The sequence below is a fragment of the Blautia massiliensis (ex Durand et al. 2017) genome (assembly GCF_001487165.1).
Classification (GTDB): Bacteria; Bacillota; Clostridia; order Lachnospirales; family Lachnospiraceae; genus Blautia_A; species Blautia_A fusiformis.
In genome coordinates this window covers 216,262-240,486 of the sequence record NZ_LN913006.1, presented here as the reverse complement: position 1 = coordinate 240,486, position 24,225 = coordinate 216,262, and the positions used below count along the sequence as shown (strand labels likewise).

Genomic DNA, 24,225 nt, shown 5'->3' with positions numbered 1-24,225 from the left:
TTCCTCGGATTTCATGTTTACTCTATCAGAAACATATGGTTCTGTCAAGACTAACTTCTTCATATACTGACAAAAAAGACTCAAGGTTATCCATGTCAAAAAAAATATTTCTCAAAGGAACCCTGATTCTTGCCTGCACAGGCCTTATCAGCCGTATCGCAGGTTTCTTTTATAGAATATTCCTCTCCCATGCCATTGGTGCGGAAGGTCTTGGTTTGTATCAGCTGGTTCTTCCTCTCCAGGGACTTATGGCCGCTTTGTCCTATACAGGGATCCAGTCTGCCCTTTCACGCCTGATCGCGTCCAGACTTGCCCTTCAGGAGAAAAAGGAGGCACGTTTTTCGCTGGTCACAGGAACACTTATGGCTGTCTTTTTTTCTGCTGCAGCCGGTTTTCTGCTTTTTCAGCACGCATATTTTTTTGCTTCCGCAATTCTGAAAACACCGCAGACTGCCGGTCTTCTTCGCCTAACAGCTGTCAGTATTCCTCTCTGTGCCATTCATTCCTGCATTGACAGCTATTATTATGCCCGGAAAAAAGCCTCTGTTCCGGCAGTCGTGCAGCTTTCGGAGCAGTCTGCACGGATCGGCACTACCTATATCCTGTATCTGATCTTTCTTTCCGAAGGACGTCCGATCACTGCATTGATCGCAGCGGGAGGTTCCCTTGCCGGAGAGACTGCCGCTTCGCTGGTGTCGCTGCTGGTAGTTTCCTTTCATTTCGGAAATCACCCTGTACACGAAAAGACTCCCGTCAGGATCTTTCCGCTGATAAAGGACCTTTTCACACTGTCTTTTCCCATTTCCCTGAACAGGATCCTTCTGACACTTCTCGGCAGCATAGAAGCGGTCCTGATCCCACAGATGCTTCTGCGTTCCGGCATGACAGCCTCAGACTCACTGAAGATCTATGGGATCTTTACAGGAATGGCACTGCCCCTGCTCCTGTTTCCTTCCACACTTACGTCTTCCGCCGCTGTAATGCTGATGCCTTCCATCGCACAGCTTGATGCACTGGGAAAGCAGAAGCAGATCCGCCGTGTCACAGATCAGACCTTTTTTCTGTGCATGTTCCTGGGATTTCTATGCGGAAGCGGATTCTTTCTTTTTGGCCCATTCCTCGGAACATTGCTTTTTCACAGCCAGACTGCCGGAACCTACATACGGTATCTGTCTTTTATCTGTCCTTTTCTTTATACAAACACCATGCTCACCAGCATCCTGCAGGGACTTGGAAAACCGGGGCTCTGTCTGATCCACAGTATTGCCGGCATTCTCATCCGTATTTTCTCCGTTGTTTTTATAATTCCGGCAACGGGGATCCGAGGCTATTTTTACGGAATTTTTCTGGGTGAGCTGCTGCTTACTCTTCTACACGTGAAAGCGCTAAAATTTCCCTATCGACAATCGGCCAATAATCGTTTATAATAAATAATTGAAATGTCTATAGTTATGGAGGAATAAAGTACTATGAGTTTTGAATTCATAAAAAAACTGCCAACTCCTGAGGAAATCCGCAATCAGTATCCGCTCGATGCTGAACTTCAGGCGCTCAAGGAGAAACGCGATGCTGAGATTCGCGACGTTTTCACCGGAAAATCCGATAAATTCCTCGCTATCATCGGACCATGTTCTGCAGATAACGAAGATGCCGTATGCGATTATCTTTTAAGACTTCGCAAAGTTCAGGAAAAGATCGAGGATAAAGTCCTTATCATCCCGCGTGTTTACACAAACAAACCACGTACGACCGGTGAAGGATACAAGGGAATGGTCCATCAGCCGGATCCTGAGAAAAAACCGAACCTTCTTGCCGGGCTGATCGCAATCCGCAAGATGCACATGCGCGCTATCCGCGAAAGTGGCTTCACCTGTGCAGATGAGATGCTTTACCCGGAGAACTACCGTTATCTCTCGGATCTGCTTTCCTACGTTGCTGTAGGCGCACGTTCTGTTGAAGATCAGCAGCACAGACTCACTGTCAGCGGCATGGATGTTCCGGCTGGTATGAAGAACCCTACCAGTGGTGACTACAGCGTTATGCTGAACTCCATTGTTGCAGCACAGGGCGCTCATCGTTTTATTTACAGAAGCTGGGAGGTTGAGACCACCGGCAACCCACTCTCTCACGCAATCCTTCGCGGTGCGGTAAACAAGCATGGGGAAGCGATCCCGAACTACCATTACGAGGATCTTCGTCTTCTCTATGACAAATACCATGCAAAGAACCTTGCCAACCCGGCAGTGATCGTGGATACCAACCACTCCAACTCCAACAAGCATTACGAGCAGCAGGTTCGTATCGCAAGTGAGGTTCTTCACAGCCGTCAGGTAGATCCAGAGCTTCACTCCATGGTAAAAGGTCTCATGATCGAGAGCTATATCGAGCCAGGCAATCAGAAGATCGGTGGAGATCACATCTACGGAAAATCCATCACAGATGCCTGCCTTGGTTGGGATGAGTCTGAGAAGCTGCTTTACACAATTGCTGAAAATTGCTAAGATCTGTCTGATCTGCAGTTCAGGAAACGGATATTTGTGATCCTTTTACACTTTATGTTCAAAAAAAGAACCGGCATTCTTCCATTTTGGAAGCTGCCGGTTCTTTTTTGAACGCGTTTTTTATATTATTTCTTACAGATCAACGCCTCGGATGTGCTTTCATATATACGTCTCGCATTTTCGCAACGCCAAAATTCAGATAGACCTGTGTGGTGGAAATATCCGAATGTCCAAGCATTTCCTGCACACTCTTCACGTCCGCTCCATTCTGCAGCATATGTGCGGCAAAAGAATGTCTCAGTGTATGCGGCGTAATATCATGCTGGATCCCGGCTTCCTCTGCATATCCCTTCAGAACCTTCCAGAATCCCTGTCTGCTCATGGATTTTCCTGAACAGTTGGTAAAAAGACTCTCCGTCTCATTTTCTTTCACAAATTTTCCACGGGCTTCCTTCAGATATTTCTCCATGGCTGTTTTGCATACATTTCCTATCGGGATCACCCGTTCCTTATCCTCATCGTGACAGACTACATAACCAAGCCGCAGATTGAGATCCTCCAGATTCAGCCGCAAAAGTTCACTGACACGCATTCCTGTAGCATACAAAAGCTCCAGCATGGCACTGTCCCGGATTCCCTTCGGTGTATTCAGATCCGGCTGTTTCAAAAGGCGGTCTACCTCATCCACAGTAAGGATCTCCGGCATCCGCTTCTCAACCTTGGGCGGCTTCAGTTCCAGAGACGGATCCCTCTCGATCCTGTTCTCCTGATAAAGATACTGAAACAAGGCACGGATAGATGCTACATTTCTGGAGATCGTTGAGGAAGCAAACTGTCCTCTCTCCATATAGCTGAGATAGCCTTCCAGCTCCAGTTCTCCTACATCTCGGATATCATAGATCCCACGATCTGCAAAATACACTGCCATCTTCTTCAGGTCTCTCTGGTAAGATACTTCTGTATTATGTGACGTCCTTTTTCTATTATGTAAATATGTAATAAATTCCCGTATCTCTATATCCATTTCTCTGCATCCCGTTTCTCTAAAATCATACTCGTTTATGACTGAATTATACTGTGAATTTTACATAAAATCAAACAGTTTTTCATCGTAAAACCGCACAATTTCAACACTTTCCGGCACAAACCACCAAATATCGCAGATTTTATGGAAACCATCACTAGATATTGTGGAAATTTTCCTCAAAAAAATTTCAGGCCCTTTATAACTTTTTCTACGATCCAGGGATTCAGAAAACTTTCTGCGAGGATTCCTCCTGTATACAGCAGAAAAACTGTGATCCCCTGCCGAAAATAAGCCCCTGTTTTCTGCGGCACAAGTCCATAATTTTTCCAGATTCCATACGATTGTCTGTATACGATACCTGCAAGATAAAAATACGCCGGAATATAGACCAGATACTGCGGCATCAGAAGTCCAGCGCCGGCCACACCGCCATAAATACCAAATTCCAGAACCGATAATGCCAGGATCATTCCTGTCTCCATTCCCAAAAACAGCATATATGCGACCGTCAAAGGCACTCCGAATATTGTAAATCCGCATAAAAACAACAGAAGAAAAAAACCTCCTCTTCGTCGCAGCACTTCCAGGAAATAAGCTCCGCCGGAAATATCTTTTCCCGCAAAGCTGCGGATCAGATAAAAAGAAGCCAGGGTTTTCTGCTTCCACTCCATTTTCCAGATCAGATTCGGCAACACATTTCCCGCAAAAACTCCGGTCATAAAAAGAAGCTCCGCCGGAAAACGTCCGGCATTTTTCCACTTCCGTTTCTCTGTCTTACTCTCCATTTACTCACCCTGTACCAGTTTACGCCTGTTTTTCCAGTAATATGACCGTTTTTCCACATGACAAAAAAAGGCCGGCCAGCTAAAAAGCTGTCCGGCCTTTGGTATTTCCAGAACTTTCTTCCATTGAAAGCTTATTTTGCGTAGTCAACCGCTCTGCTTTCACGGATCACATTAACTTTGATCTGTCCAGGATACTCAAGCTCTGCCTCGATCTGCTTTGCAATATCTCTTGCAAGGAGAACCATATCTGCATCACTTACATGATCCGGCACGACCATAACACGAATTTCTCTTCCTGCCTGAATAGCAAAAGATTTCTCTACACCCTTGAATTCATTGGTGATATCCTCAAGCTGTTTCAGACGATTGGTATAGGTTTCCAGGGTCTCACGTCTTGCTCCAGGTCTTGCTGCGGAAATTGCATCAGCAGCCTGTACAATACACGCGATCAGAGATTCCGGCTCCACATCACCATGATGAGACGCAACCGTGTTGATAACGATCGGGGACTCCTTGTATTTCTTGCAGAGATCCACACCGATCTGAATATGAGAACCTTCTACCTCATGGTCAATGGATTTACCAATGTCATGAAGAAGTCCGGCACGCTTGGCCATACGCACATCCACACCAACTTCTCCTGCAAGAAGTCCGGAAAGCTGTGCAACCTCAATTGAATGTCTCAGAGCATTCTGTCCATAGCTTGAACGGAATTTCATACGTCCAAGAAGCTTCAGAAGTTCCGGATGGATTCCATGTACCCCTACATCCATGGCAGCATTCTCACCGTCTTCCCGGATCTGTGCTTCCACTTCTTTCTGGGCTTTCTCTACCATCTCTTCAATTCTTGCCGGATGGATACGTCCATCCACGATCAGTTTCTCAAGAGCCACTCTGGCGATCTCTCTCCTGATCGGATCAAATGCGGAGAGTACCACTGCCTCCGGTGTATCATCAATGATCAGATCCACACCGGTAAGTGTCTCAAGTGTACGGATGTTACGGCCTTCACGACCGATGATCCTTCCCTTCATTTCATCACTTGGAAGCTGTACCACAGAAATCGTTGTCTCGGAAACATGATCCACTGCACATTTCTGAATGGCATTGACTACATATTCCCTGGCTTTCTTATTGGCATCTTCCTTGGCTCTGTTCTCAAGCTCTTTATAGAGTCTTGCAACATCCACCTTTACGTCATCTTCTACAGATTTCAGTAATTCTTCTTTTGCCTGTTCGGAGGTAAGACCTGAAACTCGTTCCAGTTCCTGTACTCCTTTTTCCTCAAGTTCATTTACTCGTTTTTCTTTTTCTTGTAACTCGTTAAATTTCGCTGTACATTCCAGCTCACGCTTCTCCACTGCATTGGCTTTTTTGTCAACAGATTCCTCTTTTGACAAAACTCGCTTCTCGTATCTCTGCAGCTCGTTTCTCCGTTCCTTGGTTTCCCTTTCCAGTTCATTTTTAGTTCGCAGAGATTCTTCCTTTACTTCAAGTAAAGTTTCGCGTTTCTTGGTCTCTGCTGCTTTCAATGCTTCATCAAGAATATTCCTTGCCTTATCCTCTGCTGTACCTATGATTTCCGCATCCTTGCGTACTTTCTTGTCAACAGCAACCTTGCAAGTAACAGGAACTGCAATAAGTAGCGTGACTACCACAGCGACAATAACACCGATAATTGTGCCTGCCACAGGAGCACCTCCTTATTTAGTTTTCATTGTACAAATACAACAATACAAGTTTAGCTGTTTTTCACATTTATGTCAAGTTTTTCTCATGAAAAAGCAGATTTTGGTTAGCACATATAAACTGGCTCTTTTTCTCCGCAGAGTTATTGTTACTGTTCACTCCGTTCTCAGTAACACGCTTCGCGATGCACAGAATTTATGCTGATCGCATAAATTCGCGCGGTATGTCTCGGGTTTTCTGTGACCTTCGCTCACAAAAAACACCTCGCGGGACATTACCAGTGAACAGTAACGAGTTATTCCATATCACGGTTCACCCGGATGTTCATTTCTTCCAGGGTATGGGAAATATCCTCATACCGGAACGCTCGTCTGGCCAGATATCCATACAGCCTTCGCATCTGTCCTTCATCAAGCTCTGTGTCCGGCGCATATTTCTTCTCGATCGTCCTGCGTAATACCTCCCGCTCGTCCGGTTCCATAAGCTCTTCCATCTCATTCCAGGCATCCAGGGCAATCTGACGGTCCACACCCTTTAACTGAAGTTCCGAGAGGATCTTCTGACGGCTCCTGGATTCCATGCGGAAGGAGATATAGGTTCTGGCATAACGGGCATCGTTGATATACCCATAGGACTTCACATAAGCAATGGCATCTTCTACTGCCTCCGGTGAAAATTCAGCCTGACGGAGTTTATCCGTCAGGCCTTTCTCTGTGCGGTCCATATGTTCCAGAAGCCGCATGGCTTTCTTTCTTGCACGGTTTCGTTCTTCCAGATCCAGCATGGATTACTCTTCCTTCTCTGTATCTTCTGCCTGTACTACTGCTTCTGCTGTCTCATCTGCCGGATCCAGATGATAATGTACACGCACCTTCTTCTCGATCTCATCGCGAATCTCCGGATGCTCTCTCAGGAATAATTTGGCATTCTCACGTCCCTGTCCGATCTTATCCCCTTCATATGCATACCAGGCTCCGCTCTTGTTTACGATGGAGCATTCTGCAGCCAGATCCAGGATATCTCCCTCTCTGGAAATACCGGTTCCGAACATGATATCAAACTCTGCCTGCTTAAATGGCGGAGCCACCTTGTTCTTAACTACTTTCACACGGGTGTGGTTTCCAACCATCTCACCACCCTGCTTCAATGTTTCCACACGGCGTACATCCATACGGACAGATGCATAGAATTTCAGCGCACGTCCACCGGTTGTAGTTTCCGGATTGCCAAACATCACTCCAACCTTTTCACGAAGCTGGTTGATAAAGATCACCACGCAGTTGGACTTGCTGATAACAGCCGTCAGTTTACGGAGTGCCTGTGACATCAGACGGGCCTGCAGACCTACATGGCTGTCTCCCATATCTCCTTCGATCTCAGCCTTGGGGACCAGGGCTGCAACAGAGTCCACGATCACGATATCCACAGCACCGGAACGTACCATAGTCTCTGTGATCTCCAGCGCCTGCTCTCCGTTATCCGGCTGTGAAATATAAAGGTTGTCGATATCAACACCTATACTCTTGGCATAAACAGGATCAAGAGCATGCTCCGCATCGATAAATCCTGCGATTCCGCCTCTCTTCTGCACTTCAGCGACCATATGTAAGGCTACCGTTGTCTTACCACTGGACTCCGGTCCGTAGATCTCCACGATACGTCCCTTGGGAACACCACCTACACCAAGGGCGATATCCAGGCTTAAGCATCCTGTGGGAACTGCCTCCACCTGCATATGGGAACTGGAATCTCCAAGCTTCATGACAGAGCCTTTACCGAACTGTTTCTCAATATTTCCAAGAGCCGCTTCCAGCGCCTTCTGCTTCTCTTCACTGATCATTATGTAATCTCCTATTCTTTATTCTCTTTCTAATCAGGTTTCCTTTAATTCGAACCTTTGTTCGTGTTTTCTGTATTACATAGTATTATAAAACGGAATGATTGTCAATAAGATACTTGAAAATCCCTCTGTTTTTTTGTTGACAGGATCTCTGAAAATCCGACAAAAGGCTTCCCATACATGATTTCTTTTTCCTCTCTGAATGCAAAAAAGCAGATAAAAAGATTTCCCTCTTCATCTGCTTTTTATGCAATATATTTCCTGTCACTGATCGTTGGTCAGCTTCAGTTTGTCCAGAATATAGAATACAAGGCTTAATGCCATGGCAACCACACATGCCAGCACCATGCCGGTAAGCTCAACATTTCCAAGCTTCAGGGCAATTCCGGAAAGACCTACAACAAAGACAACGCTTGTCAGCGTCAGATTTCTGGACTTGCTGTAATCCACGTGATTGTCAACCAGCATACGAAGGCCGGAGGTTCCGATCATTCCGTAAAGAAGGAAAGAAATCCCACCGATCACCGGACCGGGAATGGTACTGATCAGGGCTGCCAGTTTACCAAGGAAAGAACAGCAGATAGAAAGCACTGCCGCACCACCGATCACCTGTACACTGTAAACCTTTGTCACTGCCATGACACCGATGTTCTCACCGTAAGTAGTTGTCGGCACAGAACCAAGGCATCCGGAAACTGTGGTAGAAAAGAAATCTGCAAACAGGGATCTGTGGAGACCCGGATCTTTCAGAAGATTTCTTCCAACAATCTTTCCGGTTACGATCTGATGGCCGATATGCTCGGAGGTTACCAGAAGCAATGCCGGAAAGATCGTCATAATGGCCTCAAAATTAAATTTCGGAGATGTAAAGTTGGGAAGAGCCAAAAATGCCGCTTCCCTTACCTGTGTAAAATCCAGAAGCCCGCATGCACCTGCTGCCACATATCCCACAATGATCGCGATCAGAATCGGAATCACAGAAAGGAAGCCCCGGAACAGGATCTGACCGAATACCGCAACTCCAAGTGTGACCAGAAATACGATCACATTCTTCGGATCTACCTTCTCGTCCAGAAGTCCTGCCGTACTTGCTGCATTTCCCGCAAGTTCCAGACCGATCAGTGCCACTACCGGTCCCATTGCCGCTGTAGGAAGCACGATATCGATCCAGTCTGTTCCGCACTGGCGGACGATCAATGCCACGCACATACCAGCAATACCCAGAACAACGAAACCACCAAGAGCATACTCATATCCATACTTGCTGATCACCAGAAGAGCCGGTGAAAGGAAGGCAAAACTGGAGCCCAAATAAGCCGGTGCCTTTCCTTTTGTGATGAAAATAAAAAGGAGTGTTCCCACACCATTCATCAGAAGCACAATAGCCGGACTGATACCAAAAAGGAATGGCACCAGTACGGATGCTCCGAACATGGCGAACATATGCTGGATACTTAACGGTATCAGCATCTTTGCAGGTACTTTTTCTTCGACCTGTATGATTCTTTTTTCCACTCTCAAATCCTCCTGTTTTTTATTATCTCACAGATTATAGCACAGGTTTTCACATCGTGGGATATTTTTTCTGAAAATATACGGATACTGTGTGGTATACTGTTATTATCTCCGGAAAAACAGAACGGCTTCATAAATGCGGCCATAACCTGTTCCGGATAGATTTTTTCAGAAAGGAATATTCTTCTATGAAAGCATACCAACGACTTCTATCCTATGTAAAAATATCCACCCCCAGCAATGAAGAAAGCTCTTCTTCCCCCTCTTCCCAGTGCCAGTTTGACCTGGCCCGGCTTCTTGTGGAGGAACTGAAAGGCCTTGGGATCTCTGATGTGTCTCTGGATGAACACTGTTACGTTTATGCACATCTTCCTGCTACAGAAGGTCTGGAGCACTGCAAAGCACTGGGCTTTATCGCTCATATGGATACGGTTTCCGATTTCTGCGACCATGCAGTCACACCGGTGGTCACAGAAGATTACGATGGAAAAGAGCTCCCTCTCGGCACAAGCGGCAGAACTCTTTCCCCGGAAATGTTCCCCCATCTTGCTTCACTTGCCGGGCGTACCCTGATCACCTCAGACGGAACCACGATCCTGGGCGCAGACGACAAGGCCGGCATTGCAGAGATCCTCACTGCGCTGGAGCATATCCTTACGGAAAAAATACCTCACGGACCTCTCTGCGTTGCTTTTACTCCGGATGAAGAGATCGGCATGGGACCGGCCCACTTTGATGTAAAAAAATTCGGTGCGGATTATGCATATACCCTGGACGGTGATACGGAAGGCGAGATCCAGTACGAAAACTTTAACGCCTGCAGTGCAAAAATAACCTTCCAGGGTGTTAATGTACATCCCGGTTCTTCCCAAAATACTATGATCAACGCAGCCCTCGTTGCCATGGAATTTAACTCCATGCTTCCGGCGGCAGATACTCCCAGGAATACAGATAATTACGAAGGATTTTTCCATCTGTGTTCCATGAAAGGAGATGTTTCCCAGGCTGAGCTTCAGTATATTGTCCGGGATCACGATGCCGCTTCTTTTGAGATCCGTCAGAAAACGCTCACAAATATCACGGAGATCCTCAATGAAAAATGGGGGGAAGGTACCGTAACTCTTACCATCACCCAGCAGTACCGCAATATGAAAGAGATCATCGATACCTGCCCATGGCTGATATCTCTGGCAGAGGAAGCCTGCCACAGTTGCGGTGTCACACCGCTGATCCTGCCTATCCGCGGCGGCACAGACGGTGCACAGTTAAGCTTTATGGGACTGCCCTGCCCGAATCTCGGAACCGGCGGACATGCCTATCACGGGCCTTATGAGCACATTACAGCAGAAGGAATGGATGCCGCTGTGAACGTTACTCTGGAGATCATAAGACTGTTTTCACAGAAAAAAGCCTAAAAGGAATCCATTCTTCAAAAGCCTGCATTTCCAGAGACCTGATATAATAAAAAAATACTCACAGATCCTCCGGCTGAAAATCTGCCGGAACAAATCTGTGAGTATTTTTTTCCTATGCTAGCTGTGTTCACTTTGAGTTCTGCACCGAATAACTGTATTGCCGTTTACTGATCGGACTTACAGATCAGATGATCTTCATCATTCTCGCCAGCTTCTTCATATATCTTCCACCAGGCATCATACCCAGTTCTTCTTCACCGGGCTTGCTTACAAACAGATATACAATAAAGTATACAACTGCTGCCAGGATCACAGAAATACCAAGGCAGATCACATTGGAATGGATCAGTGCATACAGACCGTAATACACCACTCCCGCAACAACCCCCATCGGGATAGATGCCAGGAACGGGCTTAAATAAGCACTTCTCCACGGATTCTTATAGCCCATATATTTCTTGATGGAACGGTCATTGAGAAGACACATCACAACTGCATAAACGATCTGGGCGATGACAATGGTATAAACACCAAGATTGGTAAATACCAGAAGCAGAGCCATGGCTATCACATCTGCCACCAGTGCAATGGCTGCATGAATCATCGGGAGCTTCGGCTTGCCGATTCCCTGAAGTACACCGTTGGTGATATTGGAGTTGCCATTCAGGATAATGGTGATTCCTCCCAGGATCAGAAGCTGTCCGCCTACACCGTTGGTTCCCGGGAAGATCAGTCTCGTGATCGGTCCGGAGAGAACTGCAAGACCTACTGCCGCCGGAATGGAGATCAGCATACTGATCCATGTGGCACGGTCTGTCTTCATATTTGCACCTTCAATATCGTGCATTGCATAATGCGCAGAAACCTCAGGGATCATAGATGTCGGTGCTGTACTTGCCAGGGTAAGCGGGATATTGATCAGCGTCATATAATATCCGTACTCGGAATACAAGGTCTGGATCATGTCCTTGGCAGCACCCTTGATATCCATGATACCGGAATACATATAGCTGTTGATATATCCGTTTACATTATAAATAAAGGCACTGAGAATGATCGGCATGATGATGAGCACGATATTACTCATTACATGACCCATACTCTCATTTATAGAATGGCGGTCATTGACGATCCTTTTCCGGATGATCTTACGGTTTACCCCATAAACGATCAGCATAAAGATCAGCGCGGAAGCCACACCTGCTCCGGTACCCATGGTAGCACCTGCCGCACCCCAGCGATGGACCAGATCCATATCTCCTGTTGCGGAAAAATGCTGGATAAATACATGTGACATCAGAAGCGCAAAGGTTGCCACAAAGATCTGCTCAATGATCTGCGAGATCGATGTAGGCATCATATTGCGGTATGCCTGGAAATATCCACGGAATACACCGCAGAGACCGGACATGAAAATTGTGGGCGCAAGCATCTGCAGTGCCAGACGGGCGTTAGCCATACTGTCCGGAACCAGGATCCCTGCACCAAATACACAGATCAGCGCCACGATACCGCCGGCAACTGCCGCATAGATCAGTGCACCGTAAAATACCTTCTGTGCATCCTTATATCTGTGAAAAGCGATCTTCTCCGCCATGATCTTGGATACAGCCTGAGGAATACTGAAGGACGCGATCATCAGCAGGATAAAATATACATTCTGTGCAAACTGGAAAAGTGCAAAGCTCTGACTTCCCAGTGTAGTTGAAAGTGGACTCTTGTACAGCATTCCGATGATCTTGGAGATCAGCGCCGCAACCATAAGAAAAGATGCGTTTTTCACAAGTGTGTTATCATTTTTTTTACCCATTTTACTTTCCTTAACTTAAATATTCTCAATCTGCCAGTCAACAGGTTCTACCCCATTGGCTTTCAAAAATTCATTAGCCTTGCTGAAATGCTTGCATCCGAAAAATCCCCGGTAGGCAGAAAGGGGGCTTGGATGTGGTGCTTCCAGGATCAGATGCTTCGGATTATGAAGCATGGATGCCTTCATCTGAGCAGGCCGCCCCCAGAGAAGAAACACGATCGGGCGATCCTCCTGGTCCAGGATCCGGATGGCCGCATCGGTAAACTGTTCCCAGCCGATCCCTCTGTGGGAATTGGCCTGATGTGCACGTACAGTCAGCACTGTGTTCAAAAGAAGCACGCCCTGCTTTGCCCATTTTTCCAGATTACCGTTGTTTGGGATATAACATCCCATATCATCCTCAAGTTCCTTATAAATATTCACCAGAGATGGCGGTGTTTCCACACCTTTTTTTACGGAAAAGCAAAGCCCATGAGCCTGTCCGTCATTGTGATAAGGGTCCTGTCCCAGGATCACAACCTTTACCTGATGCAGAGGCGTAAAATGAAACGCATTGAACATATCTTCCGGCGGCGGAAAAATCTTTCTTGTTCTGTATTCTGTCATCACGGTTTTATAAAGTTTGGCATAGTAGGGCTGATGAAACTCACCTTTCAGTGCCTCCTGCCAGTCTCCTGCTATAGGAGCCATATCTATCACCTCTCATCCAACTTATCTTCTCACGGAAATTCCTTTTTCCGCAAGGTAATCCTTCACTTCCCGGATCTCCAGCTCTTTGTAGTGGAACAGAGATGCTGCCAGTGCCGCATCTGCTCCGCCTTCTGTCAGTGCATCATAAAAATGCTCCAGGGTTCCGGCACCACCGGAGGCGATCACCGGGATGGAAACCGCATCTGCAACGGCTCTTGTAAGTTCAATATCATACCCGGCCTTGGTTCCGTCACAGTCCATACTGGTAAGAAGGATCTCACCTGCGCCAAGTTCTTCCACCTTCTTTGCCCATTCAAGAGCATCAATACCGGTATCCAGTCTTCCGCCATGTTTGTAGATATTCCAGCCGCCATCCTGTCTTCTCTTGGCATCAATGGCAACTACTACACACTGGCTTCCGAATTTCTGTGCGGCCTCATGGATCAGCTCCGGACGGTCGATAGCTGCGGAATTTACAGAAATCTTATCTGCACCTTCACGGAGAAGCTTCCGGAAATCATCTACGGTACGGATTCCTCCGCCTACGGTAAACGGGATAAATACGTTGGCTGCAACAGCTCTTACCATATCCACCACGGTATCACGCTCCTCGCAGGAGGCAGTGATATCAAGAAAAACAAGCTCGTCCGCACCGGCTGCATCGTAAGCTTTGGCAATTTCCACCGGATCTCCGGCATCCTTAAGATCAACAAAATTCACGCCTTTTACTACACGTCCTTTATTTACATCCAGACATGGAATGATTCTTTTTGTAAACATGATTATGCCTCCTTTCCGGTGCCTGACTCAAGTGCCGCAAAATTCTCAAGGATCTTCAAGCCCCACCGGCTGCTTTTTTCCGGATGGAACTGACACGCAAATACATTTCCCTTCTCCACAGACGCATGGATGCATGTGCTGTACTGAGTGGTCGCTTTCACGATTTCTTCCTCCTCTGCCTGAAGATAATAGGAATGTACAAAGTAAACGTAGGTGTTTTCCGAAATACCCTTAAATAATCTTCCGCTGTTCTGAATATGCAGGGAATTCCAGCCCATATGCGGAATCTTCAGTCCCGGACTTGGCGGGATGCGCAGGATTCTCCCCTTCAGGATTCCAAGACCTTCCACTCCCGGTGTCTCATCACTGCTCTCAAAAAGCAGCTGCAGTCCCAGGCATATCCCAAGAAAGGGCGTTCCCTTTTCCACGATCTCATGTATTACCGGAACAAGTCCGTATTTTTTGAGATTTTCCATAGCATCACCAAAGCTTCCAACACCCGGAAGGATTACTTTATCTGCTTTCAGAAGCACCTGGGGATCTCTTGAGACGATAGTCTCCTGTCCCAGATACTGAAGTGCTTTTTCCACACTTTTGATGTTTCCTGCATCGTAGTCAATGATTCCTATCATAATAATGCTTCCTCCTGCTCTTTTGTATCTCGATATTCCTCTCTCACCTTCGATTTACATTGCTTTAGTATAACGCAAAAACAGGCGGTTGCAAAGACTTTTCTCTGCTGCCGCCCATTTTTTCACGTTATCACGGTAAAGTTTTATTATTTCCGGTCCAGTGTAAACCAGAATTCCACGCCATTATCAAAGTTCTGCACGCCATATTCCTGGTTCATGCTTTCCATGATGGCCTTTACAATGGATAAACCGATACCGCTTCCGCCGTATTCCCTGGTTCTCGCTTTATCAACTTTATAAAATTTATTCCAGAGATTCGGTACATCTGCCTCAGGGATCGGAGTCCCTGTGTTAAACACACTGATCTTCACACGGTTACCCTCATCCTGCAGCTTGATCTCGATTTCTTTCTCTCCCTCCAGATGGTTCAGGGCATTGCTTACATAGTTTGTCACAACCTCTTCGATCTTAAACTCATCGGCCCATACATAAACCGGCTTCTCCGCCTCAAAGATCACTTTTGCATTCTTCTGCCCGATCATGATATTCATGGTCTGAAGCACGCCGCGGATCAGGGATACGATATCAAACCGCTCCATTACAACTGCATCTTTGCCGGATTCCAGCTGATTCAGTGTGAGAAGATTTTTTACCAGTTTATTCATCTTGGAGGCTTCATCCATAATGACATCGCAATAGAACTCTCTGCTCTCAGGATCATCAGAAATATTTTCTTTTAAGCCTTCTGCATAGCCCTGGATCAGGGCTATGGGAGTTTTCAATTCATGGGACACGTTATCCAGAAATTCCTTTCGCATCTTGTCGATCTTGATCTTGTCCTCAATGTCACGCTGCAGTTCATTATTTGCAGATTTCAGTTCACTGATGGTAGTCTCCAGCTGTGAGGACATCCGGTTGAAATTATCTCCCAGAACATCGATCTCATTGCCGACCTTGCTCTCGTATTTTGCCTCAAAATCCAGATCTGACATTTTTCTGGAAAGTTCCGTAAGCTCACTGATGGGACGGGTGATCCTCCTGGTCACGACCATAATGACCAGACCACTTAAGATTATGATCATCAGACCTACCGCAAAGTAAAACTTATTGGAAATATCAGCGCTCTCCCGGATGCTCTCAAGGGGTGTCCTTATGATAAAATAATGTTCCTCATCCAGCTGTCCCCAGCATTCCACATAATCCATTCCCGCAAAACGGTCATGCGACTGCTGGATGGTATAATTGTCACCCTGCTTCAAGGTCCGGCTCTTATCTCCGTCCTCATCCAGATCATAGACATATCCGAACAGCTTGCTCTGAAGCATTTTTTCATTTTCGCCCCAGGAAAGCCAGCTGGTATTGCTGCTGTCAATGATAACCCAGGAAAGATTGTTTCTGGAGCAGGCTCTCTGGATCTCATCGGGAATACTCTCCATACCTTTCGAGCTATTGCTGTTCATCATCTTGTCAATATCTGTATTTTCCAGAGTTGTTCGGAGATTCAGAAGTACATCGATCTTTTTTGTCACATAATATTTTTCAAGAAAGGCTCCGTTGATCACGGTAATAGTCAGAATGGATAAAAACAGCAGACCGATAAAGTATGCTGTGATCTGATGGCGGAGACTGTGGATCTTTTTTATTTTTTCCTTCGGTTTTTTCATTCTCCTACCTCAAACTTATAGCCCATCCCCCAGACTGTCTTGATATACTCGCCCTTATCGCCCATTTTACTTCTCAGTTTTTTGACATGAGTATCAATGGTTCTGGCATCTCCGAAATAATCATAATTCCACACAGAATTCAGGATCTTTTCTCTGGAAAGAGCGATTCCCTCATTCTCCAGGAAATAAGTCAGAAGCTCAAATTCCTTGAAGCTCAGATCCATCGGTTTATCATCTACCGTTGCCTGATGCGCTGCCTTGTCAATGACAATCCCACCTGCTGAAAGTATCTCATCCGGGTTGCTCTGTCCCGTTCTTCGAAGAATGGCTTCTACACGTGCTACAAGGATCTTGGGGCTGAAGGGTTTGGAGATATATTCGTCCACCCCGAGTTCAAATCCCAGAAGCTCATCACGCTCATCTCCTCTTGCTGTCAGCATAATGATGGGAACCTTGGAATTTTTGCGGATCTCACGACATACTTCCCAGCCATCCATCTTCGGCATCATCACATCCAGGATCAGAAGCGCAATGTCCTTTTCTTTATAAAAAATATCCATGGCCTCCTCACCGTCACCGGCTTCCAGTACCTGGAAATTCTTTTTGGTGAGAAAATCCTTTACCAGTTTTCTCATTCTGCTCTCGTCATCTACTACAAGAATTTTTAATGCATCCATTCTATCTTCCTCCGTTTCTCAGTCGCTGTTCCGGACATCTGCTGACAGCCCGAAATGCTCTGTATCATCCCTCTTTACAAAAAGCTGAGCTTTTACTTCCGGTTCATTCTAAAGCGGATATTTCCATTCCGCTTTGCTACTGCTCATAATATATCACAGGTTTGTGTTGTGTGTGTGAACGTAATTTCATTTTTTTAATTTTATCCGCAAAAAAGGAGAACCCTCTAAAAGGATTCTCCGATCTTTTCTCCCATGAATACTCTTGTTTCAATTCCTTCACGGGAATTGTTTAAAATATCTTCATCCGGCTTTACCGCATTTTTTTCGGTGATCAGCACAATGGTGGAGCCGCCGAAAGCAAAATTTCCTTTTTCGTCTCCCCGTTTCACAAATGCTTTCCCTGGCCGGTTTTCGATCCTTCCGACAAGAAGAGCACCTACCTCCATCATCAGCACGGTACGGAAATTCTCTGTTTTCAAAAGAGAATACTCTCTGCTGTTTTCCTTGTAGATCGGATAGGCATCGTTGGCCACGGGGTTGACTGTATGCAGGATCCCCGGGATCCTGATGCGTCCGGACTCCGCCGCATTGTCCGGATAAATATATCTGTGATAATCCTGAACGCAGAGACGAAGCACCCACACATAGCCACCCTGATATCTTTTTCCAAGAGAAGGATTCCTGAGAAGCTCCTCTATGGTATATTCGGTCTGTTTGATATGAAGACGGGCTTTTTCATCTACCGGATACACACTCACCCTGCAGTCACAGGGACTGATAAAATGTCCCGGTTCCATATCAATATGGCGGGCACCCTCCCGGATCTTCCGCTTGAAAAAATCATTGTAAGAGATGTATTTACGCTTTTCATAATCACTCATATCCAGATGATTGAACCGTATAAAGGGTTTCACCGCTGCTGCCGAAAGCCTGGAATCCAGAAGCTTTCCCATGGCAATGGAAACAACAGGAGTGACCAGTGGACGTATCAGCATGCGTCCGGCTACAGAACCGTAGATTTTTTCCAGAAGGTTGTTCTGAAAGGAATCCTCCTCTGTAATATGCCCCATTCTGTCCGCTGTCCGGATCATAGATTACCACCTCTCTCCATGGAAAGCTTATAGAGATAATTGAACTTCCACCATCCTTCGTTGTAGAAAAGTACAAGAAGGACTGCCACAGAAACTACCGCAACAATGATCACCAGCTCCCTGTTGGTGGGCTTACGGAATTTAAAATCCAGGATAAACAGAAGTCCTACCGTCAGCATTGCAATATGAAGGAGCACCACAAACCATTTATACTCCGGAAAAAGCAGGGATACCACAAACAGAAGCGGCAGGACCACAGACATGGATGTGATGGGAAGTCCCTGATAATATTTTCGGTTTTCGGAGGTTTCATTCTGACGTTTTTCCTCCATAACATTGAAGTATGCCAGACGGATCAGGCCTGCCAGACCGTAAAATAAAAGAATAGCTATTCCGTAAATATGACACATTCCAAGCTTAAATCCCAGCACAATGGGAAGGATCCCGAAACAGACGATATCTGCAAGGGAATCGATCTGGATCCCGAAGCATTTCTCTTCCTCCGTTCTGTTCTTCTTAGTTCTTGCGATCTTTCCGTCAAACATATCGCACAGTCCGGAAAATGCAAGACAGCACACCGCTGCTGAAATATGGTCCGTCACAGCGCAGAAGATTCCGATCATGGAAGAAACTACGCTTATGTAAGTCATTATTACCGTGTAATCATAAAATCCTATCATTTGCACACCTCTTTTTTCTTTTTCATGTCAGGCTATATTCACAGTCCCACAGGAGACTTACCTGATCTGGGTCAAGCAGATCTCCGCGATCTGCATTCGATCAAATCTTTTCAGGATTCCTTTTTTCCGATAGTGAGCTGAGCCACCGCAGTAAACACCGCACTGATCAGCAGCTCTCCGTAATATCCCAGCCCTCTGCTAAGCACCATTCCCGGAAGCAGCAGGCCACCGAATACCGGACTGAAAATGGTAAGAAACAAAGTCTCACTGATCCCCATTCCTCCCGGAAGCGGCAGCATATCCACAGATACCGATATCACTGCCTGGAGAAAAAGGATATCCCAGAAACCGGTTCCATGGAGTCCAAAAGCCTGATATACGAACCAGGTTACTGCAAACAGTGCCATACGCTGGATAAAAGTGATCTCTATTACTTTAACGATCACCAGCGGATTATTCTTCAGATATGCCGCAGTATTTCGGTAAGTATCCATGGAAGCTTCCAGTTTTTTCAGCCGTCCCTCTTTTTTCCTCATCAGATGAAACCGTTCCAAAAGCTTCATGCCCTTCATCAGGATCGCTTTTGCCAAAAGCGGATGAAATACCAGAATGGTCATAAAAGTGACACAGAAGATATTCAGCATCAGCCCCAGATAAAACACCGGCAGGATTCCTTCCAGATATTTGTGAAGAAATCCTCTTCCGAAAATTGCGATCCCAATACCGATCACCACAAGCACCAGCTTATAGGTAATCGTCACGATCATCAGGATCACCGTTGACACCGGAATGGAAATCTTCTCTTTTTTCATATAGTAGATCTGCATGGGCTGTCCGCCGCTGGCGGATGGTGTGATACAGCTGAAAAAGAATCCTACAGACGAAAACAGAAAGCAGGTTCTTTTTTTCAGATGAATCCCGCTGGAACGCATCATATACCAGATAATGATGGATTCCCCCCAGATAAAAAATGCTACCAGTGCAATTCCCGGAAGCAGCCACCGTTTATCTGCCCTATGTATGGCATCCATCATGGAAGACAGGTCTTCTCCATGAAAAACGCCGTAGATAGTCAGGGCAAAAACTACTGCCAGGAACACTCCGTTAAATATGATTTTTTTTCTGCTCTTCATCACTTGACACCTTCTGTATAGCTGTTGATCTTCTTTTCAATTTTAGTTCCAAACCGTTCATAAATATGCCAGAGTTTTGTTTTCTGTCCCAGAATAAAGCATACCTGAGCCAGGATCACACCACCTGCCACATCCACAAGTACATGCTGCTTGGTAAAAATGGTAGACAGAAAAACCAGCACAGCCAGTGTAAACGATACCCCCTTATACCATGTCGGAATTCTTTTCTGATCCTTGATCCCCAGAAAACAGAACCAGCTTACCAGACAATGGATAGATGGAAACAGGTTATCTGCCGCATCAATGGAATACAGCCAGCCGGCCAGCAGATCCCAGATTCCGTTTCCTTCGATCACCGGTCTTGTATTGGTAGTGGGATATGCCAGAAATATGATCAGACACACACAACGGGATATAATATCCGCAGTAAAAAAACGGTAAACCTGTTCCCGCTCCTGCCTTGCCGCAAGGATATAATTCACTGCCCAGAATACATAACAGCCAAAATAGATAATCAAAAACTGCGGCACAAATGGGAGCCGCAGATCAAGATTACTTTCTATATTGTGATGATACCAACCGCCTGCGATCGCCCTTGAACCGGAATATACAAGACAGTTAAATACAAATGAAAAAACAAGGGGAAAAAGCCCGTACGCAGGTACGATCCCTGTTACATATTTCCAAAAACGTTTCATAAATTCACGCCTCATTATTTTATTGATATCAGGAATAAAACATATTCTTCTCCTGCTAACATCTGCTAGTCACAGTATAACAGTCGGGGCGTATGGTTTCAACTAAATATGGAAAGTTTAAGAATTGTTAAGATTTGAGTTCAGTTATTTTTTCTTTTTTGTTCATACTTTTTTCAGAATGACGTCACAGAATGACCACAAAATATGAGTATATTATTAGATGTGCAAAGGGTACTACCTTTGATAACACTTTTTTCTTTTTCATACTGCCGGGGCTACCTCCAAACAAAGCCCCGGCCTCCTTCCTTTTTATTTTCCCATTTTTTAATTATGCCATGCAAGACGTACACTGGATGGATGTACTTCTTTTGTCATCCAGTCCACATCGTTGGTGATCCAGTCCATGATCCCGAGCTGGCGTGTCTCCCATGCGATGGTTGCCTCTCTTGCTTCCGGTGTTTCTTCCACTTCCATGGTTGTGTCGATCTCATCATATCCAAAAATATATCCGCCTGCACTCCAGATGCTGAAGTTGCTGTCCGGGCCCGGATCTATTGTTTCGCCTCTCTGCGCCACAAGTCCGTCATGACGGGCTTTATATTCTTCCTCACAGCCGTCTTTTAATTTTGTCATGAACATTCTGTGGCGGATCAGCTCTTTGTTTTCTCTCACAACACCAAAATTATGATACATCAGGCGCATGTCTTTTCCAGGAGTAGAGATCCAGGTAAAGGTATCTCCGATCTTTTCAGTCAATGCTGCCTTTACTTTCTCCTCTTCCGGAGAGATCACCTCTCCGTCTGCATTTTCGTAATATCCGAAGATCAGGTCTGCCGCATTCCAGATGCTGAAATTATGGATGCCGTTACGGTCAAGATATGCAGTAAGCTCCGGCCAGATCTCGCCTAAGGTCTTACGGTAATCATTCATTTTTCCTTCTTTTACTTTCATTGCAAAAGCATGTCGTTCCATTTATGCTATCCTCCTGTTTTGATGATCCTGTGCTATGTTTTTCACTATGAGCAGATATAGTTCTTCTGCCCTCATATGATTTGATTCTATCACTTTTATTTTGTTTTTACAATTATGAGGGCAGGATTTCCGATCACTGTTCACAGGTAATGTTACTGTTCACTCCGTTCTCAGCAACACGCTTCGCAATGCACAGGATTTATGCTAATCGCATAAATCCGCGCGGTATGTCTCGGGTTTTCTGTGACCTTCGCTCACAAAAAACACCTCGCGGAATATTACCAGTGAACAGTAACCAGATAATATTCCGCAAAGCGTGTTGCCTGACACAAAGTTATCCGTAACGATTCCCTGAGATGCTCAGGCAAGATACAACATGACCATCAGTGGCATGGTTATGATACTTACCAGCGTTGTCATTACATTGATGGTGCTGGCATAGACCGGGTCCTGATCGTAGAGCTGTGCCAGCTGTACAACCGTTGTTGCCGACGGTGTGATCACTGCCATCAGACTGATAAGCAGAATGGTTTTTCCATCCTTTACCATTGAAGCCAAGGGCAGATACTTCAAAAACAACAGTATGAGCAGCGGAGTCACCACCATTTTCAAGATCGTGATCAGATAGATCCTGGAATGGCTGAAAATATCTTTCCATTTTACCTCCGTCATGGTCATTCCAAGCATGATCATACATACAGGTCCCAGGGTGGCTGAAATCTGGCTCATGGTGTTTCCAAGAATCACCGGCAATCTGATCTGCGTGAAGAACAGAACGATTCCAAGGATAATAGCGATCAAATTGATGTTGCAGAGGATTTTTTTCCAGTTGATGCCGGCCTTCGCCTCCATCAGTGACTGTCCGTGGGTCCACATCAGGATCATCTGCACACTCAGGAAAGCACTGGCATAGATCACCCATTTTTCACCAAGGACTACCGTTACAAGAGGGATCACCAGATTTCCGGAATTGGAATAGATGATGGATTCTTTTTCTACCACACTTAATTTCAGTGGCTTGCCGATGATCTGTACAAATACCAGAAGAAAAATATGGATCAGGATGGCCGCTGCCACTGCCAGAAGGAAGCCATTCCGGATGCTTCTGGAATATTCGATCTGAAAAGCATTGATCATTACGCAGGGCATGATGATGTAGATACAGATGACTGAAAGTGTCCTGCTGCTTTTTGCATCGATAAGTCCGCATTTTACCACTGTAAATCCACAGGACATCATCAGAAAAAATACGATGATCTGCTGCAATAATTGTAAAGTTATCATTTTTTCTCCCCTCCGAACGCGTCAGCTCTGTCCGATCTCTTTCAGGGCTGTCTGAAGCTGCGTGTCTTCTTTATGTGTAAGTTCTGTCCAGTCTGTGATGTCTCCGGAAAGCTCTGCTTCCACATCCGGAGTGATTCCTTTTTTGTTGATATCATTGCCCTTTGGCGTAAAATATTTTGCGATGGTGATCTTTACCGCACTGCCATCGGTAAGAGGCTGGATGGTCTGCACCACGCCCTTCCCATAGGTAGTTGTTCCTACAATCGTTCCAATCCCGTAGTCCTTTACCGCCCCCGCAAAGATCTCCGATGCACTGGCACTGTTTCCGTTTACCAGAACAGCCAGCGGCATGTCCAGTTCATTTTTTCCGTCGCAGGTTTCCTCTTCCCTTTTTCCGTTTTTGTCCTCTGTATAGACGATCAGTCCTTCCGGAAGTATTTGGCGGAGTACGCCGCAGACTGCAGTAAGAAGGCCTCCCGGATTATCACGGAGATCCACAACCAGCTTCTTCATTCCCTGATCCTTCAGATCTGCAAATGCTTTTTTATACTGATCGCTGGTCACCTCAGAAAATTCGGAGATCCGGATATAGCCGGTGTCTCCGGAAAGCATCTCATGGGAAACGGTCTGAATCTCCACATCCCGGATCTCCACTTTGACATCCCGGGTTTTCTCTTCGTTTTCCCGCTGTATGGTCAGCATTACGGAATCTTTCTCACTGTCACGGACCATGGAAGCAATATCGGAAGTTTCTTTGTCTGTAACATCAGCTCCATCTACTGCCTTGATCACATCTCCCTTTTTCAGTCCCGCCTGTTCTCCAGGGCCACCCTCATAAAGCTGTATGATCTTTGCCCCTCCGGTGTCATCCTTCTGAAGAACGGCACCAATCCCTACGTAGGAGCCTTCATTGGAAGTATTCAGCTCTTTATACTGTTCTGCTGTGTAATAGGTGGAGTACGGATCCCTCAGGCCGGCAAGCATGCCAGCATAAAGCCCCTCACGCAGGCTGCTTTCGTCTTTTTCATCCAGATATTCTTCATCGATCAGTTCTTCCAGGTAATTCAGCTTCTGAACCGTTTTCACATCGGAAAGCGCATTGCCTTTCGGAAACAGTACTTTCTGATAGCTGGTAAAAACCGCGCCTGTCACAACCAGCGTTGCTGCCACTCCAATGGCTATACCTTTTTTGAATTCTTTATTTTTCATATTTTTCCTTTCTTCTGCACAGCCGGTAAAGCCGATAAGATCACAGATTTTCTGTACTCCTCTGTGCGCCGTTCGGTTTTTATATACCGAAAACGGCTGCCGATATTCCGACAGCCGCTGTATATCTTATGAT

The 24,225-nt window shown here is 45.9% G+C and carries 22 protein-coding genes; 3 read left to right on the top strand and 19 right to left on the bottom strand.

Going from position 1 to position 24,225, the window contains the following annotated elements; all coding sequences use genetic code 11:
- The first annotated feature begins 92 nt into the window (after window positions 1–92).
- On the top strand, window positions 93–1,427 hold the full coding sequence (locus tag BN3261_RS02165; RefSeq protein WP_059085360.1) for a polysaccharide biosynthesis protein: 1,335 nt from the start codon (window positions 93–95) through the stop codon (window positions 1,425–1,427).
- 42 nt (window positions 1,428–1,469) lie between these two features.
- The gene (locus BN3261_RS02160) at window positions 1,470–2,501 is read left to right on the top strand and encodes a 3-deoxy-7-phosphoheptulonate synthase (RefSeq protein ID WP_015526991.1); all 1,032 of its coding nucleotides are present in this window, start codon (window positions 1,470–1,472) and stop codon (window positions 2,499–2,501) included.
- Window positions 2,502–2,640: 139 nt separating this feature from the next.
- Here the strand turns inward: BN3261_RS02160 and xerD are convergent, their stop codons facing one another.
- The 6 genes from xerD to uraA form a co-directional block, all read right to left on the bottom strand.
- Window positions 2,641–3,525 carry a site-specific tyrosine recombinase XerD gene (gene xerD / locus BN3261_RS02155; RefSeq protein ID WP_059085359.1) on the bottom strand — a complete coding sequence of 295 codons (885 nt, stop codon included), beginning with the start codon at window positions 3,523–3,525 and terminating at the stop codon, window positions 2,641–2,643.
- A 179-nt stretch (window positions 3,526–3,704) separates the two neighbouring features.
- Complete coding sequence (locus tag BN3261_RS02150) at window positions 3,705–4,313, bottom strand: stage II sporulation protein M (RefSeq protein ID WP_059085358.1); 609 nt, start codon at window positions 4,311–4,313, stop codon at window positions 3,705–3,707.
- Between the two features lie 131 nt (window positions 4,314–4,444).
- The gene (gene rny / locus BN3261_RS02145) at window positions 4,445–6,004 is read right to left on the bottom strand and encodes a ribonuclease Y (protein ID WP_021650814.1); all 1,560 of its coding nucleotides are present in this window, start codon (window positions 6,002–6,004) and stop codon (window positions 4,445–4,447) included.
- 293 nt (window positions 6,005–6,297) lie between these two features.
- Window positions 6,298–6,786, bottom strand: a complete 489-nt coding sequence (locus BN3261_RS02140) for a regulatory protein RecX (protein ID WP_059085357.1) — start codon at window positions 6,784–6,786, stop codon at window positions 6,298–6,300.
- 3 nt (window positions 6,787–6,789) lie between these two features.
- Window positions 6,790–7,842: a recombinase RecA gene (recA, locus tag BN3261_RS02135; protein WP_021650811.1), complete on the bottom strand. Its 1,053-nt coding sequence runs from the start codon at window positions 7,840–7,842 to the stop codon at window positions 6,790–6,792.
- 264 nt (window positions 7,843–8,106) lie between these two features.
- The gene (uraA, locus tag BN3261_RS02130) at window positions 8,107–9,357 is read right to left on the bottom strand and encodes a uracil permease (RefSeq protein WP_022426696.1); all 1,251 of its coding nucleotides are present in this window, start codon (window positions 9,355–9,357) and stop codon (window positions 8,107–8,109) included.
- Between the two features lie 188 nt (window positions 9,358–9,545).
- On the opposite strand from uraA, the gene pepT reads away from it, so the two are divergent.
- Entirely contained in the window at window positions 9,546–10,772 is a 1,227-nt protein-coding gene (gene pepT, locus BN3261_RS02125; RefSeq protein WP_059086840.1) for a peptidase T, read from the top strand.
- A 184-nt stretch (window positions 10,773–10,956) separates the two neighbouring features.
- On the opposite strand, the gene BN3261_RS02120 is transcribed toward pepT, so the two are convergent.
- The 13 genes from BN3261_RS02120 to BN3261_RS02060 all read right to left on the bottom strand — a co-directional run bounded on the left by BN3261_RS02120 (window position 10,957) and on the right by BN3261_RS02060 (window position 24,092).
- On the bottom strand, window positions 10,957–12,582 hold the full coding sequence (locus BN3261_RS02120; protein ID WP_059085356.1) for a putative polysaccharide biosynthesis protein: 1,626 nt from the start codon (window positions 12,580–12,582) through the stop codon (window positions 10,957–10,959).
- 15 nt (window positions 12,583–12,597) lie between these two features.
- Window positions 12,598–13,272, bottom strand: a complete 675-nt coding sequence (gene ung, locus BN3261_RS02115; protein ID WP_021650805.1) for a uracil-DNA glycosylase — start codon at window positions 13,270–13,272, stop codon at window positions 12,598–12,600.
- Between the two features lie 21 nt (window positions 13,273–13,293).
- Window positions 13,294–14,052, bottom strand: a complete 759-nt coding sequence (gene hisF / locus BN3261_RS02110) for an imidazole glycerol phosphate synthase subunit HisF (RefSeq protein WP_059085355.1) — start codon at window positions 14,050–14,052, stop codon at window positions 13,294–13,296.
- 2 nt (window positions 14,053–14,054) lie between these two features.
- Complete coding sequence (gene hisH, locus BN3261_RS02105) at window positions 14,055–14,684, bottom strand: imidazole glycerol phosphate synthase subunit HisH (protein WP_059085354.1); 630 nt, start codon at window positions 14,682–14,684, stop codon at window positions 14,055–14,057.
- A 146-nt stretch (window positions 14,685–14,830) separates the two neighbouring features.
- Window positions 14,831–16,348: a sensor histidine kinase gene (locus BN3261_RS02100; protein ID WP_022426553.1), complete on the bottom strand. Its 1,518-nt coding sequence runs from the start codon at window positions 16,346–16,348 to the stop codon at window positions 14,831–14,833.
- A complete protein-coding gene (locus BN3261_RS02095; RefSeq protein ID WP_015526981.1) occupies window positions 16,345–17,025 on the bottom strand; it encodes a response regulator transcription factor in 681 nt (226 codons plus the stop codon). Before BN3261_RS02095 ends, BN3261_RS02100 begins: the two co-directional genes overlap by 4 nt.
- 224 nt (window positions 17,026–17,249) lie before the next feature.
- A complete protein-coding gene (locus BN3261_RS02090; protein ID WP_193599907.1) occupies window positions 17,250–18,116 on the bottom strand; it encodes a phosphatidylserine decarboxylase in 867 nt (288 codons plus the stop codon).
- Entirely contained in the window at window positions 18,113–18,796 is a 684-nt protein-coding gene (locus tag BN3261_RS02085; RefSeq protein WP_015526979.1) for a CDP-alcohol phosphatidyltransferase family protein, read from the bottom strand. The genes BN3261_RS02090 and BN3261_RS02085 overlap by 4 nt, the downstream gene beginning before the upstream one ends.
- Window positions 18,797–18,906: 110 nt before the next feature.
- Window positions 18,907–19,929, bottom strand: a complete 1,023-nt coding sequence (locus BN3261_RS02080) for a lysylphosphatidylglycerol synthase transmembrane domain-containing protein (RefSeq protein ID WP_022426551.1) — start codon at window positions 19,927–19,929, stop codon at window positions 18,907–18,909.
- Window positions 19,929–20,627 (bottom strand): phosphatase PAP2 family protein, encoded by a 699-nt coding sequence (locus tag BN3261_RS02075; protein WP_044961052.1) that lies wholly within the window; start codon window positions 20,625–20,627, stop codon window positions 19,929–19,931. Before BN3261_RS02075 ends, BN3261_RS02080 begins: the two co-directional genes overlap by 1 nt.
- A gap of 324 nt (window positions 20,628–20,951) precedes the next feature.
- A complete protein-coding gene (locus BN3261_RS02070) occupies window positions 20,952–21,599 on the bottom strand; it encodes an L-rhamnose mutarotase (RefSeq protein WP_015526977.1) in 648 nt (215 codons plus the stop codon).
- 360 nt (window positions 21,600–21,959) lie between these two features.
- Entirely contained in the window at window positions 21,960–22,883 is a 924-nt protein-coding gene (locus BN3261_RS02065; protein ID WP_059085353.1) for an AEC family transporter, read from the bottom strand.
- A gap of 21 nt (window positions 22,884–22,904) precedes the next feature.
- Complete coding sequence (locus BN3261_RS02060) at window positions 22,905–24,092, bottom strand: S41 family peptidase (protein WP_059085352.1); 1,188 nt, start codon at window positions 24,090–24,092, stop codon at window positions 22,905–22,907.
- Between the last annotated feature and the right edge of the window lie 133 nt (window positions 24,093–24,225).